At 68.6% G+C, this 15435-nt stretch carries 8 protein-coding genes; 7 read left to right on the top strand and 1 reads right to left on the bottom strand.

Annotation, left to right across the window (positions count from 1 at the left end):
- Window positions 1-47: 47 nt before the first annotated feature.
- The 7 genes from OXU32_16510 (at window position 48) to OXU32_16480 (ending at window position 11001) form a co-directional block, all read left to right on the top strand.
- Complete coding sequence (locus tag OXU32_16510; GenBank protein ID MDE0075558.1) at window positions 48-2039, top strand: hypothetical protein; 1992 nt, start codon at window positions 48-50, stop codon at window positions 2037-2039.
- A gap of 40 nt (window positions 2040-2079) precedes the next feature.
- A complete protein-coding gene (locus OXU32_16505; protein MDE0075557.1) occupies window positions 2080-4089 on the top strand; it encodes a hypothetical protein in 2010 nt (669 codons plus the stop codon).
- A 107-nt stretch (window positions 4090-4196) separates the two neighbouring features.
- On the top strand, window positions 4197-5078 hold the full coding sequence (locus tag OXU32_16500) for a hypothetical protein (protein ID MDE0075556.1): 882 nt from the start codon (window positions 4197-4199) through the stop codon (window positions 5076-5078).
- Between the two features lie 127 nt (window positions 5079-5205).
- The gene (locus OXU32_16495) at window positions 5206-8025 is read left to right on the top strand and encodes a TonB-dependent receptor (protein ID MDE0075555.1); all 2820 of its coding nucleotides are present in this window, start codon (window positions 5206-5208) and stop codon (window positions 8023-8025) included.
- A 202-nt stretch (window positions 8026-8227) separates the two neighbouring features.
- A complete protein-coding gene (locus tag OXU32_16490) occupies window positions 8228-9874 on the top strand; it encodes an Ig-like domain-containing protein (protein ID MDE0075554.1) in 1647 nt (548 codons plus the stop codon).
- A 366-nt stretch (window positions 9875-10240) separates the two neighbouring features.
- Window positions 10241-10612: a DUF6516 family protein gene (locus OXU32_16485; protein ID MDE0075553.1), complete on the top strand. Its 372-nt coding sequence runs from the start codon at window positions 10241-10243 to the stop codon at window positions 10610-10612.
- Window positions 10609-11001 carry a helix-turn-helix domain-containing protein gene (locus OXU32_16480; protein ID MDE0075552.1) on the top strand — a complete coding sequence of 131 codons (393 nt, stop codon included), beginning with the start codon at window positions 10609-10611 and terminating at the stop codon, window positions 10999-11001. The genes OXU32_16485 and OXU32_16480 overlap by 4 nt, the downstream gene beginning before the upstream one ends.
- 131 nt (window positions 11002-11132) lie before the next feature.
- On the opposite strand, the gene OXU32_16475 is transcribed toward OXU32_16480, so the two are convergent.
- On the bottom strand, window positions 11133-15350 hold the full coding sequence (locus tag OXU32_16475) for a M14 family zinc carboxypeptidase (GenBank protein ID MDE0075551.1): 4218 nt from the start codon (window positions 15348-15350) through the stop codon (window positions 11133-11135).
- Window positions 15351-15435 lie beyond the last annotated feature (85 nt).

Raw genomic sequence — 15435 nt, 5'->3', positions numbered from 1 at the left:
CACCCGCCTGTTCTGACGGATACATCCACTCGAGATGAGGAAGTGACATGACCTCCCAGCGATCGACGCGTGACCGCGTCCCCGTGCGCCCCGGTGCGCTCCTGTCGTGCGCGCTGCTGCTGGCGCTCCTGCCGGCCTGCTCCGCCTATCAGTCCCCCGACACCGGGATGGCGCCCGCCGGTCTCGCGCCGCTGCGCGTGAACGCGCCCACCCCGGATCCGCGCGTCGGCCTGGCTCCCGGGCTGTTCGACGCCGGCGAGGCCATCTGGAACCTGCGCCTGGTGTCGACCACACCGCCATCCGAGGTATTCGTCGGGAGCACCAATTCGGACCTCGCCTTCACCGGCGACTACGTCATCCAGGGCAACTACGACGGCATCCAGATCTGGGACATCTCGACGCCCACCAGCCCGCAGTCGGTGGTCACCTACGTGTGTCCCGCCTCGCAGAGCGACGTCTCCGTCCACGGCGACCTGCTCTTCGTCTCGGGCGAGGGGCTCGGAGGGCGGCTCGACTGCGGGGACCAGGGCGTGGAGGAGGCAGTGAGCCACGACCGCCTGCGCGGCATCCGCATCTTCGACATCTCCGACATCACGGCACCCGAGTACGTCGCCAACGTGCAGACCTGCCGCGGCTCGCACACGCATACCGCGCTCGAGCATCCCGGCGACGACGAGAACGTCTACATCTACGTGTCGGGTTCGTCCGCCGTCCGGCCCGCCGAGGAACTTGCGGGCTGTTCCGGACTGTCGCCCGAGGAGGATCCCAACACGGCCCTCTTCCGCATCGAGGTCATCCGGGTGCCCCTGGCCGATCCGACCGCCGCCGAAATCGTGAGTTCGCCCCGCATTTTCGAAGACCTGGTTGCGCCTCCGACCCATGGCCTCGCGCCCGCCGACATCGAGGAGATCGAGCAGGCGCGCGCGCGCGGCGCCTTCGTCATGGAGGTCCGCGGGCAGCCCAGGGTGATGCGCGACCGGCAGGTGACCGATCTGCTCGAGCAGATCGTCCGGCAGCGCGGCGGCGAAGGCCCGCCCACCGCGGCCGACAGCGCCACCCTGAGACAGATGATTCCCCAACTGGAAGCGCAGGTCCCCCCCAGGGGCGACACCGGCCCGACCCAGTGCCACGACATCACCGTGTATCCCGCCATCGGGCTGGCGGGCGGCGCCTGCGGGGGTTACGGCATGCTGATCGACATCCGCGACCCCGGGAACCCGTTCCGGCTGTCCGCGGTGGCCGATTCCAACTTCTCGTACTGGCACTCGGCCACGTTCAACAACGACGGCACCGCCATCATGTTCACCGACGAGTGGGGCGGCGGCGGATCGCCCAAGTGCCGGGAGTCCGACCCCATGGAGTGGGGCGCCAACGCCGTGTTCACCATCGAGGACGGCGACATGGTGTTCCAGAGCTACTACAAGATGCCGGCGCCGCAGACGACCCTTGAGAACTGCGTCGCGCACAACGGCTCGCTCATCCCGATTCCGGGCCGCGACATCATGATCCAGGGATGGTACCAGGGCGGCATCTCGCTGATCGACTGGACCGATCCGGCCAATCCGGTCGAGATCGCGTTCTTCGACCGCGGGCCAGTGGACGCGCAGGTCATGCGCAGCGGCGGCAGCTGGTCGGTCTACTGGTACAACGGGCTGATCGTGAACTCCGAGATCGCGCGTGGGCTCGACGTCTTCGAACTGGTCCCCAGCGAAGTCATGACGCAGAACGAGATCGACGCCGCCAACTCCGTGCGCCTGACCGAACTCAACTCCCAGGGTCAGCCCATCTTCGAGTGGCCTGCAACCTACGCGCTGGCCCGGGCGTATCTGGACCAGTTGGAGCGGCACCGCGGATTGGGTGCAGCGCGGATCGCGGAGGTGCGGGACGAGCTGGCCCGGGCCGAGGGAATGGCGTGGCCGGCGCGGGGCGCGGCGCTGCGCTCGCTGGCCGACGCGCTCAGCTCGGATGCCCTCGGGGCGCTGGATGGCGCCAAGGTGACGAAGCTGGCCGACGCGGTGCGCGACCTGGCCGCCTCATGACCGTCAACATCGAATCCGTCAACTCGAATCGAGGAACCCGATGACCTCTCTCCCATCGACACGTGACCGCGTCCGGGGGCCGGCGCCCGCTGGCGCCCTGTTCTCCTGCGCGGCGCTGCTCGTGCTCCTGTCCGCGTGCGGCGGCTTTTCGTCGCCCGATACCGGCATGACCCCCGCGGGTCTCACGCCCCTGAGCGTGAATCCGCCTGCGCCCGACCCGCGCGTGGGGCTGGCCCCTGGACTCTTCGACGCCGGGGAGGCGATCTGGAACCTGCGGCTGGTTTCGGCCACGCCTCCGACCGAGCCCTTCGTGGGCCAGACCAACTCTGACCTGGCTTTCACCGGCCCGTACGCGATCCAGGGCAACTACGACGGCATCCAGATCTGGGACATCTCCGATCCGGGCAGCCCCGAGTCGGTGATCACCTACGTGTGCCCCGCCTCACAGAGCGACGTCTCCGTCTACGACCATCTGCTGTTCGTGTCGGGCGAGGGGTTCGGCGGACGGCTCGACTGCGGCGGGGAGGGCATCGAGGAGGCCGTGAGCCACGACCGCCTGCGCGGCATCCGCATCTTCGATATTTCCGACATCACCGCGCCCGAGTACGTCGCCAACGTGCAGACCTGCCGCGGCTCGCACACGCACACCGTGCTCGAGCACCCCGGCGACGACGAGAACGTGTACGTCTACGTCTCCGGCTCGGCTCCGGTACGGCCCGCCGAAGAGCTGCCCGGCTGTTCCGACGCACCCCCGGAGGAGGATCCCAACACGGCGCTCTTCCGCATCGAGGTCATCAAGGTGCCCCTGGCGGACCCGGCGAGCGCCGCCATCGTGAGCTCGCCCCGCATCTTCGAGGACCTGGTGGCGCCCCCCACGCACGGCCTCGCGCCCGATGACCTCGCCGAGATCGAGGCTGCCCGCGAGAGCGGCGCCTTCGTCGTGGAGATGATGGGCATGGCGGTCGTGCTGCCGGAGCGCTACATCGAGCCGCTGCTGGCGCAGATCGTGGCCCAGCGCGGGGGCGAAGGCCCGCCCACGGCAGCCGACAGCACGGCGCTGCGCGAGGCGCTGCCGGCGATCATGGCGGAGATGACGGGACAGGCGCATGGAGAAGCTTCCGGCCCGACCCAGTGCCACGACATCACCGTATACCCGGCCATCGGGCTCGCGGGCGGGGCCTGCGAGGGATACGGCATGCTGATCGACATCAGCGACCCCGAGAACCCGATTCGGCTCTCCGCAGTGGCCGACTCCAACTTCTCCTACTGGCACTCGGCCACGTTCAACAACGACGGCACTGCCGTCATGTTCACCGACGAGTGGGGCGGCGGCGGCGCGCCCAAGTGCCGTGCCTCCGACCCGCCGGAGTGGGGCGCCAACGCGATCTTCACCGTCGAGGACGGGGAGATGGTGTTCCGCAGCTACTTCAAGCTGCCGGCGCCGCAGACGCCGGAGGAGAACTGCGTCGCGCACAACGGCTCGCTCATTCCGATCCCCGGCCGCGACATCATGATCCAGGGGTGGTACCAGGGCGGCATTTCCCTGATCGACTGGACGGATCCGGTGAATCCGGTGGAGATCGCGTACTTCGACCGCGGGCCCGTCGACGGCGAGGTGATGCGCATGGGCGGCAGCTGGTCGGTGTACTGGTACAACGGCGTGATCGTCAACTCCGAGATCGCGCGCGGGCTGGACATCCTCGAGCTAGTCCCCAGCGAGGCGATGACGCAGAACGAGATCGACGCGGCCAACGCCGTACAGCTGACCCATCTCAATTCCCAGGGCCAGCCCATCTTCGAGTGGCCCGCGACCTTCGCGCTGGCCCGGGCCTACCTGGACCAGCTCGAGCGGCACCGCGGGCTGGACGCGGCCCGAATCGCGTCGGCGCGGGACGAACTGGCCGCCGCCGAGGGCATGATGGGATCGGGACGCGCCTCGGCGCTGCGCTCGCTGGCGGATGCGCTCCGCGGTGACGCGCGTGGTGCGCTCGATGCCGCCAAGGTGGAGATGCTCGCGGACGCCGTGGGGGAACTGGCAGACGCAGGTTAGCGAGGAAGTCCCACCGAAGCTACGGCCCGTCCCCTGCTCGGGGGGCGGGCCGTTTGCGTTGGTCCCTTGCCGCACGCCCGCGCGCGCCCTACTAGTCAATTGGATGCATGGCTCTTCGCGTCGCCGGGGACCGGTGGCGGGAGGCCAGCCGCTCACCCTGGCCGGAGGTCGAGATGGTGGAAGTCGATCGCAAAACCTTCCTCGCAAGCCTTCCCGCAGGTGCTCTCGCCGTCATGTCCCACGAAGACAAGGCGGAGGCCCTCGAGCACTACATGGAAGACGAGCTGGACAAGAAGATCGCCGCACGGCGAGGGGAGGCGGACGGTGAAGCCGGCTCCATCATCACGCTTGAAGAGCTGGAGCAGGAGGGCCCCCGGGCGCCGCGCGGCACCGGGCGGCTCTTCACGCCGCGGGAAGACGAGTTCGCACCGATGCCGGAGGCTCCGACGCTGCTCGACTTCTTCCGGCTGCGCTTCGCGCCCGCGAACCACGTCCTGCAGAGCGCCACGCACGCGCTCACCACGGGGCAGCCCGAGCGCACCATCTTCGCCTGCCTGATGCACGACGTGGTGCTCAACCTCATCAGGGGCGACCACGGTTTCTGGGGCGCCCAGCTGATCGAGCCCTACGTGGACCCGCGCGTCGCCTGGGGCATCCGTTACCACGGGCCGCTGCGCTTCTATGCGGATGACGACTTCGGCTACGAGTATCCGGAGATGTACAACCGCATCTTCGGCCACGACTACGTGCCGGAACCCTACATCAAGCAGGCCTACGAGCACGCCCGCGGCCACGCCTGGTACGGGGAGGCGCGGCTGATCACGGTGAACGACACCTACGCGTTCCAGGACGAAATGGACGTGGACATCGAGGTGTTCACCGACATCATCGGGCGCCAGTTCAGGCAGCCGAGGGAAGGGCTGGGGTACGACAACAGCCCGGTCGCGCACATGTGGCGCACAATGGCGAACCCCAACAGACCGCTGTAGGAAAGAGTCTTTAAGGCTGACCGGCGCTTCCGAAGCGGAACTCCGGGCGCCGGCGGGATTCCGAACACGGGCCGACGCCCGTGGGAGGGACCCGAAAGAGGTTGGGGTGGACAGGGTGGACAGGAAGATGAAGTGGAACAAGGCGAGAGCCCGCCACCGACGCGCCGTCGGAGGCTGGGCTCTCGCCATTCTCGTCATGGCCTTGCTCGCGCAGGCGACTGCGTCGGCGGCGCAGACACCTGACCGGCATTGGGTCCGCGGCGTCGTCACGGACTCCACGGGCGCGGCGCTTCACAACGCCATGGTGGTCGCGCTCTCCAGGCCGGACTCGGTGCTGACCGAGTACACCCTCTCGTCGCAGGACGGCCGCTTCACCATCGACGGTCTGTCTGCGGGAAGCTACATCCTCCAGGTCACGCTGATCGGGTACCGGACCCTGCGCCGCGACTTCGACGTCGCGAACGCCGGCGTGGACGCCGGCAGCGTGATGCTTGCGGTCACGGCGCTGGAAGTGGACTCGGTGGTGGTCAGCGTGGAACACGTCCCCTTCGTGAATCAGCGCGACACCTTCAGCTACAACGTGCAGGCGTTCCCGACGCCGCCCAACGCGACCGTCGAGGAGCTGCTGCGGCGGCTTCCCGGGGTCGACGTCGATGCCGACGGGTCGATCACGGCACAGGGCGAGGAGGTCACGAAGATCCTCGTGGACGGCAAGGAGTTCTTCGGCGACGATCCCTCGGTCGCATTGGAGAATCTGCCCGCGGACGCGATCGAGCAGATCGCCGTGTACGACAAGGAGTCGGACATGGCCGAGTTCACGGGCATTCCCGACGGCGAGGAAGAGCGCACGATCAACCTGAAGCTCAGGGAAGAGGCGAGAAGCGGGTACTTCGGGCGCGCCAGGGGCGACATCGGCGGTGACGGGGGCAGCCGGGCCCGGCTCACCGCGCCCGTGGGCAGCGAAGCGAGGTACAACGGTTCGCTTTCCCTGAATCGCTTTTCTCCCACCATCCAGTTGGCGCTGACCGCAAACGCGAACAACGTGAACCAGGGACGCTCCCGCGGCGGGTTTCCGAATCTCGCCGCCGGCATGCCGGGCGGCGGCGGCGGGAGGTCGAGCGACGGTCTCACCGAAACCATGAGCCTCGGGGTAAACGGAAGCCGGGAATTCAGCGAGGAGACTTGGCTCCGAGGCAGCTACACCATCAGGGAGCTGGACAATCTCCAGGACCGGAGCCTGCAGCAGCGGGCGCTCTTTGGATCGGATGTCGCGTCGCTGGTCGACCAGACCAGCAAGCAGGAAGCCGGCAACGTGAGTCATCGCCTGGACCTGAACGGGCAGCTCGAAATCTCCGAAGGGCATGAGCTGCGCCTGCGCATGAGAGGGAACGCGCGCGCGTCGTCGCTCACTTCGTTCGCCAACCGGCAGACGCATACCCTCGGCGGGGACATGCTCAATTCGGCCACCACCGACTACTTCGTGGATGGCAACGAGCTGGGCGGGGACGGACGGCTCACCTGGCGCAGGCGCCTGAACGAAGAGGGCCGCAGCATCGTCGCGGAGTTGACCAGCGACCTCGAGGACTCCGACGTCTCCGCCGACTTGTCCTCGCTGGTTACGGGGGAGAGGCGCACCCGGGACGGAGACAACGATGTCGACGATGTGCGCGAGATCCTGCAGGACCACTCGCGCGTGGGCTGGACCCGGACCAATTCGGCGCGCCTCTCGCTGACCCAGCCGCTCGCGGAAGGGCACACGGTCGAGCTCTTCGGCCAGCGCAACGCGACCCACCAGGACCGCAACAACGCGGTCTACGATCACGTCGACGGCACCCTGGTTCACAACCCGGGGATGAGTTCGGGATTCGAACGAGCCTACACCTATCTCCAGGGCGGCACGCGCTACAGCCGCGACACCGAGACCTCCTGGCTCACACTCGGGATCCGCCTGCAGAGATCCAACCTCGAGGGCGTCATCCTGGGCCGGGGCGCGTCCATCGCCAACGGCTACACGCACCTGCTCGCCAACGCGCGGCTGAAGAAGGAGATCAAGGAAGGACAGACCCTCCAGATCCGGTACGACGGCTCGAGCCGCGAACCGTCGCTCACGCAGCTGCAGCCCTACGCCGACAACACCGATCCCCTCAACGTCTATTCCGGGAACCCGGATCTGAGCCCGGAATACCGGCACCGGGTAAACGCGGACTTCCGTCTGTTCAACGAGGTGACCTTCATCAACCTCCGCACCTTCACCCGCTTCACCTACACCGACAACAACATCTCGATGTCGCGGGTTTTCGACGAGCGCGGCTTCCAGACGCGGATGCCGGTCAACACCAGCGGCGAATGGTCCGGCAGCCTGGGAGCCAATTTCGACACCCCGATCAGGAAGCTGGGCATCGACGTCGAGCTCGAATACGACGTCAGCTATTCAGAGGGGACGGAGCTCGTGAACCACGCGGCCAACGAAAGCCGCATCCTGCGCAACTCGCTCGAGATCGGGGTGGACAACCGCGAGAAGGACCGGATCGACGTGCGCGCTTCGGTCAGCTTCAACTTCAACGACGTCGCGTACTCGCTGAACCAGGAGCTCGACCGCGGCTACGTCAACAGCCAGTACCGCGCGGAAGCCACCTGGCACATCGGCGACGCCTGGACCCTGGAATCCGATTTCCGCCACCGGGTCTTCGACCAGGGACTCTTCGGGGACGCGCGCAACGTCGCGCGCTGGGATGCCGCCATTTCCCGGCGCGTGCTCGACGAACGCGCCGAGATCGAGCTGCGGGCCTACGACCTCCTGAACCAGAACCAGGGCGTCGCGATCACCAATTCGGCGAACTACATCCAGGAATCGCGCACGGACTCGCTCGGACAGTACTTCATGCTCCGGGTGATGTACCGGCTGGGAACGCCGATGAACCGCAGGGGGTCGCGGAGAGGGCGGTAGGGGCCGGACGCATCGCGGCTTCGAATGCCGGGGGCGCGTCCGCGGGCTGCCAGACTGCGTTCCTGTCGCGTTGCGTGCTCTGCGCGCATGCAATAGCCTTGCGTTGTGTTCGGGCTCGTCATGCCTGAGGATCTCCTCGTGCGCGACGGCCCGCGCCCGTTTGAGACGCAGCGCACACCAGCTACGCGGAGCAAGAGCGCACATGCGAGCGATCCGAGTCCTGGCCCTGGTATTGATCACGGCGGGAGCCCCCTTGTGGGTGGCCACCTGCGGCGGTGACGGCGGAACCGAACCGACGCCGACCACCCCTCCCACGCCCCCACCTCCCACGCCGCCGGCGAATCGCGCGCCCACAGCCTCGGGCAGCATCGAGGCGCAGACGATCGCGGCCGGGGACAGCGTCACGGTCAACGTGGCCGGCAACTTCACCGATCCGGACGGAAACACGCTGTCGTTTGCGGCGGCGAGCTCCGATGACGCGGTCGCAACGGCTTCGGTATCGGGGAGCAACGTGACTATCGAGGGCGTTTCCGCGGGAACGGCGACCGTGACCGTGACGGCCAGCGACCCCGGCGGACTGAGCGCGACGCAGAGCATCAGCGTGACGGTGGAAGCCGCCAACCAGGCGCCCGTGGCGGAGGGCACCATCGACGACCTCGGCCTGGTTGTAGGCGGCGAGACGACGGTGGACGTGGCGGCCAGCTTCAGCGACCCGGACGGGGACGAGCTGACGTACGCCGCCGCCAGCTCCGACACCACCGTGGCGACCGTCGCGACCGACGGCGCGATGGTGACCGTCACGGCGGTCGCAGCGGGGAGCGCCACCGTGACCGTGACCGCCACCGATCCGGGCGAGCTCTCCGCCAGCCAGGAGTTCGGCGTGACGGTGGAGGAAGCGAACGAGCCGCCCGTTGCGGAGGGGACCATCGACGACCAGAGCGTGGACGCGGGCAGCTCGGTGGAGGTGGACGTAAGCGGCAACTTCAGCGACCCGGACGACGACGAACTGATGTACGCGGCGACCAGCGACGATGAGGCGGTTGCGACGGTCTCGACCGAGGGTGCCGTGGTGACCGTCACGGGCGTCGCGGAGGGGAGCGCCACCGTGACCGTGACCGCCTCGGATGCGGGCATGCTCTCGGCCAGCCTGGAGTTCGGCGTGACCGTGACGCCGCCGCCGGTGCCACCCGAGATCGTCGAGACGATCCCCACCCACGACATGATTGTGGATAGCATGGTTGTGTTGGACGTGTCTTCGTACTTCGAGCAGGAGGACAGCGACCTGACCTACACGGCCGCGACGTCGCCCGACACGGTGGCGGTGGCGTCCGTGGACGGGAGTACTGTGACCACGACGGGCGTGGGCGCGGTCGAGGATAGCATCAGCGTGGCGCTGCTTTCGGTGACGGCTACGAACGAGGACGGGTTATCCGTCACCCAGGACTCGATCATGGTGAGGGTGCACCGGGAGGAGTACGACAGCTTGCCGGGAATCACGGTGAGGGAGGACGGCGTTCTACTTGCGGAGTTGGCAGCCGGTGCCCCGCCCCTTGCGCTCTCCATCTGCCTCCAGATCGAGGTCATCCAGGTCGCCGGCCAGACCTTCGGCGTGATCTGGTCTGAGTGGCAGCGCGCGGTGGGGAGCGGCTGGGTCGTCGCCCAAGACAACAACGAGGCCCATCGAGCCGGGACAACCTACAACCCAAGTAACCCAGGTGGCTCGGTCTGCCCCATCAACATCGACGATGAGGAGTTCCCGCCAGGCACCTACCGCCTGGTCGGGCACGTGCGGATCGGCGAGGAGACCGGGCACTACAAGACCAACACCTTCGAGAAGCCGGAGGGATAGGGACGGGCTCCGAGCCGCCGGATCACCCCCGCGGCCCGCGGGTCGCGTTTCAGCGCCTCCGCTCGTTGAAGAGACGGGGGCGCTGAGTTGTGGTGCTGTGTCGCTGAGCCGCCGACCGGTTTCCACCTGTTGACTCGCGCCGATTGACGAGGTGACGGGATGGACTCGGCTCGGCCTCCGGTACACTCGCGAAGAGCGGCGGTCTTCCGCAGCTTGGGTTGCCCCTATCGCACCTCCCCGTCGCCGGGGATCTCATGATGGAGGAGCGGGCGTCTGGTGTGGACGGCGAGCATGGCTCGCATCCGCACCGATCCCATTCAGCTTTAGCACTTGCCTATGGTTATCAGATTAAGATAACATGAGGGGGTGACGACACCGTATCTGGATCCGGGGCTGGACACGCTGCTCGAGCTGCACGGCGAGACGCTGTTCGTGGACGACGCGGGGCACTGGGTGAAGTTCGTCGCGGTGCGGGCGGAGCCAACGCCGGAGCGTCCGCACGGCCTCAGTTATTCGCTGACGCTGCACGCGCCGGACGGCGGGAGGCTGGTCGGATTCGACAACGCGCACCCGGTGCGGGAGCGGCGCGGTCCCGGCGGGCGGCCGCGAACGGAACAGGACCACCGGCACCGGCTCGGCACGGTCCGTCTCTACGAGTACGAGGACGCGGCAACGCTCCTCGAGGATTTCTGGACGGAAGTGGACCGGGTACTCCGGAAGAGAGGATCGATTCGATGAGGACACTGACAATCGGCATCGCCGACTACGACCGGATGAAGGCGCGCACCCTGGCGATCGCGCGGGGCGAGCACACGCCCGCCAGGGATGAGCCGAAGGTGTGGTTCACTTCGCTCGACAGCTTCGCGAAGTTGCTGTCGGAGCATAACCGGCGCCTCTTGGAGCTGATCGCCCGGGAGAGTCCGCGTTCGCTCACGGAGCTTGCGGAGATGGCCGGGCGGAGCAAATCGAACCTGTCACGGACGCTGAAGACGATGTCGCAATATGGACTGGTGGAACTGCGGCGGGGCGAGCGGGGCACGCTGGTGCCGCGCGTGCCGTACGACCATGTGCGGCTTGATGTCTCGTTGACCGGCACGGCGAGCGAAGCGGGCGGCGCCGATCGGTAGTATCACGCGATATGCTCCAGTAGTATCACGCTGCCTCAAGCCAAGAGTCTACTTGGTCGCTCGGCGCCTTCCCCGGCTACCGCCTGTCCGGGATCGCGGGGGGAGTCGGGCGGCCCGCCCGACTCCGCGCCTCAGTCACTCACCGGCGGCGGATCCTCTTCCTCCTCTTCGGGCGGCCGCGGGCGGTTCATCCGCAGCGTGACCCCGCCGAAGAAGGTGGAGCCGGAGCGCTCGACCTTGTGGTCGCCCTCGTACAGGTAGTCGAGGATGGCCTGGTCCCACGAAAGCCCCGCCTTCGCCACGAGCTCCATCCACGGGCCGTGCGCGGTCTCGTCGGGCGCTTCGGTGGTGCCGCTCCAGATCGTGACCCGCGGGTTGTAGCCTCCGCCGCCTCCCGATGACCCCCTGAGGGGCATGTGGATCAGGACACTGTCGGTCATGGGCAGACGGAAGACATCGGTGTCGAAGTCTGCCCCGTAGCGCTGGTAGCGGGCGTAGGTGCGCTGGTTCATCTCGAAGACATCGCGATTTGAATTGATGCCCCGCGTGATATAGTCGCGCAGCTGGAAGGCGGCGTCGCGGTGCCGCGGAAAGTCGGGGCTGTCGACGTAGCCGAATCCCGGCATGAACCAGCCCTTGTTGAAGCCCCAGTTGCGCTCGGTCACGCGCCCGCGGCGCACGAGCCCCGTGTACTCCGAGAAGAGCTGCACCACCTGGTGCGACGGATAGCCGTGCGGGTTGAGGAAGATGTCCGGCAGCCAGGACTCCCAGAGCCGGCCGCGCACCTGCGACTCCGGATAGATGGGGTGGTCGTCGCCCGAGCCCGAGCTGACGTCTATGCCGAGCGAGCCCAGGTAACCGGCGTGCAGAATGTAGTCGGGGGTGGAGCGGTACAGGTCGTACGCAAGCTGGGCGCCGTCGGGGTTGGTGAAGGGGTGGATGATGACGTTCACGCGGTCCAGCCTGCGGCGCTGCTCAGGGTCGGTGAGGAGCAGCTCGGCATGGCGCAGCACGTGGCTGGTGGAGGACACCTCGTTGGCGTGCTGGCGCGCCGAGTAGATGACGGTCGGCTTGTGGGTGGTGGCCTTGGCGCGCGACCAGTGCGAGGCGGTGATCGGCGGCATCAGGTCCATCGCCCAGGTGGTCCTGCCCAGGTAGGACTCGCCGGCCTTGTAGACGCGCGCTTCCTCGAAGGTGGCGCCCATCTGCGCCAGGATGCGATGCCCTTCCGGGGGCGGCATGGGCGTTTCCCACTGCACCAGGCGCTCGCCCGAGTAGCTCCAGCCCTCCGGGAGAAGCGCGCGCCAGTCCGGTAGCGGGTCGGGCGTGCCGTTGGCCGCAAGATGGGCGGTGCGGCGGGATTCGGGGTCCTCTTCATGCGTCCATTCGGCCTGCACCTCCAGCGATCCCAGGCCGGGGAACGCCAGCGCGGACGCATACATGCCGCGGGCGCGCATGGCCTCGATGTGGCCGATGGCCGCTTCCACCTGCTCGGCCGAGAGCATGCGCTCGTCGACTTGCAGGGGCTGAGCGTAGGCGAGCAGGCTGTCGCGCATGTCGGCGTCGGTGTCGACGCGCACACGCAGCGCGAGGTGGGAGAGGCCGGGGGTGCCTTCGCGCACGTGCGCGCGCCGGGCCGATGGGCGTTCCATGGTGATGCGCGGGATGTCCAGGCGCATCTCCCCGGTCTCGCCGGAGTTCTCGCGATAACGGACCATCGCCGCCGGCCGTGAGGTGGCGAACCCCGAGAAGGAGATGTTCGCGGTGCCCGCGGCCCCGTCGGACTTCGGGAGCATCACGGGGATGATGCGGCCGGGGAAGGTGAGCCCCTGCCCGCGCGAGTTGCGGCCGATCAGGTCGAAGAACTCGATGGTGCCGAAATAGACCTCCTCGTGGAGGGCGTCCATGGTGGAGTGGATCTCGTTGTCGATGTCCAGGCGGTAGTCGGGCTCGCTGAACTGCGCTTCGACGACGAGCTCGCCGAAGAAGGGGGCATCGGCGTTGCCACCGCGCGGGATGCCCTCGTGGCGGTCCATCACGTAGTCGTAGACGGCCGGGAGGATGGTCCCCTGGTAGTAGTCCCAGAACGCCTCCGGGTCGGTGACGATGCGCTCGTCGGCGAGGGTGCGGTCGCCTGCGCGCGCCTCGATCCAGCCGGTGGTGACGCGCACCTGCTCGTAGTCGCGGAAGCGGTCGACGTAGGGGCGGAGCACCCATTTGGGGTCGAAGGTCTCGGTGAGGATGATGTCGCCGCCGGAACCCGTGACCACCACTTCGTAGGTCGGTCCTTCCAGCACCTGCTCGAAGCGGATGCGTTCGAGATCGATGCCGAGGTCGCGTGCCAGCACCTCGTCGATGGGGAAGATCTCGTGCAGCCAGCGCACGGGCGTGTGGATGGCCTGCTGGGGCCACTCCACGGGCGGGTCGTTGCGGCGGAAGCGGATGAGGATTTCGCCGATGTCGGCGCCTTCCAGCCGCGGCCGCACGCCCTCGTAGAGCCAGTAGTAGCCCTGCTTGAAGGCTGAGCGTACTTCGACCAGGGTGGCTTCGGGGTCGGCGCCGCGTTCGAGGAGCGCGGTGCGGACTTCTTCTTCCAGCCGGCGGCGCACTTCGGGCGGTTCGCTAAGGCGGGCGTGGATGGTGACCGGTTCGCCGGACGCGGTGGCCGGGAGCACGCTCTCGTTCACGATGGCGCGGAAGCGGTCCACCTCGGAGGGAAACGTGATGGATTCCGAGAAGACGGGCGCGGCGTTCTGCACGTCGCGGTCGTCGATGATCACGTCGAGTTCGCCGGCGCCCAGGGCGGCCGCCCGCTCGCGGACGAGGTCGGCCAGGCCGGGGTCGGGTTTCTCCACCGAGATCAAGACTTCGGCGCCGGCCAGGTCGCGGTCGGCGAGATCGGTGAGGATGCGGTCGAGCTTGTAGAGGCCGATGGCCGCCTGACCCGCGGGGGAGCGGCCGGAAAGCGCACTCCAGAGGGCCTGTTCCACATGGTCGAGGGTGGGGCGGTCGTCGCCCCGGGCTTCCAGGTGGGGGAGGGTGAGGGCGAGGTGGTCGAGGGCTCGCCGGGCGCCCGCGGCGTCCCCGCCGGTCACGACCAGCGAGGGCTTGCTGCCGAAGGCGTCGGGAACCAGCTGGATGAGTCCCTCTCCGGCCTGGAGGCCCGCGAGGTCGACTCTGCCGCTGTCGGCCAGTTGCTGCGTGAGCGGGTTGTCGTTGCCCGCCAGCACCAGGGTGGGACGGGAGGCCGGGCGGTCCAGGCCGGCGGCGGGTTCCACCAGCGGCACGACCAGCCCGGTCGACTCCAGCCCGAGGCGGGCGGCCAGGTCGGGCAGCGCTTCCACCGCGGCCGCGCCCGGGGCGAGCAGGGCATCGACCCGGTCGGGGATCTCGTTGTTGTCGGAGTCGCCCAGCAGGCCGTCGGGGGTGTACAGGTTGGACAGGTCGAGCGACCCCTTCCCTCCGCTGCCCGGTCGACCCGCGACCGGTCCGGGCGCGTCCGGGGCGGCCCTGCCGGGGATGCGCACCACCGGGCCGGACGCCAGGCGCACCTCCACCGAGCCCAGGCCGGGGTAGGCGAACGGTTCGTCCGATTCGTCCGGTGTTTCCGCCGCCTGCGGGTCGTCCGGGCCGGCGGCGTCTTCCTGCCCGGTCGCTGTCGGGACTTCCTCTCCGGCCGCGAGCGCGCGCAGCACCCCGGCGGCCTCCTCCACGTCGGCCGCCGCCACTTCCACGTTCGCGATCAGGCGGTTCACCCCGTCAGATCTGGCGCGCGCCCGAGCCTGCCAGAGCCGGACCTCCTCCACCTCGACCCCCGATCCTTCCAGTGCCGCGCGCACGTCGTCCCCCGCGTCGCCCAGCAGCGGCGCCGACAGAGTGCGCGTGTGCGGCAATACCCCCGCGAACATGCGGGCGGCCGCGACCAGCCCCTCGTCATCCCCGCCCACCACCACCACCCAGCGGCGGCCATCCGCCTCGCGCACCACCACCGCCCCCTCGCCGGTGTCCAGCGACGCCGGGTCGACCCCCGGCGACACCAGCCCCGAGGCAGCCAGCCCTCCCCGGCCGACCACGACGAGCACGCCCTCCGCCGCGGTCCCCCGCGCCACCGGCAGGTCCAGCGCCATGGTCTCGAAGCCCAGCCGGGCGGCGATCTCGGCGGCCGCGCGCGTCTCGGCCAGCGTAGGCGTCTCACCGGTCACCAGCGAGGCGTTGACGAAGTCAGGCACCTCGTCACCGTTGGTATCGAGGACCAGGCCCCCGATCTCGAAGAGCGTGGTCAGGTCACCGGGAACCGAGGCGGCCGGCGTCTGCGCCCGGCCGGGTTCGGGTACACCGATGCACAACACGATCGCAATCCACGCAGAAACGGTTGCCGCCCACGCAGCCGGCCGCGCCCCGCACCGCGTGCGGAGGCTCCCCGGCCGGAGCGCG

This window comes from Gammaproteobacteria bacterium (assembly GCA_028819075.1).
In the GTDB taxonomy this organism is placed as follows: Bacteria; Gemmatimonadota; Gemmatimonadetes; order Longimicrobiales; family Gaopeijiaceae; genus BD2-11.
This window is presented reverse-complemented; position numbering and strand designations above follow the sequence as displayed.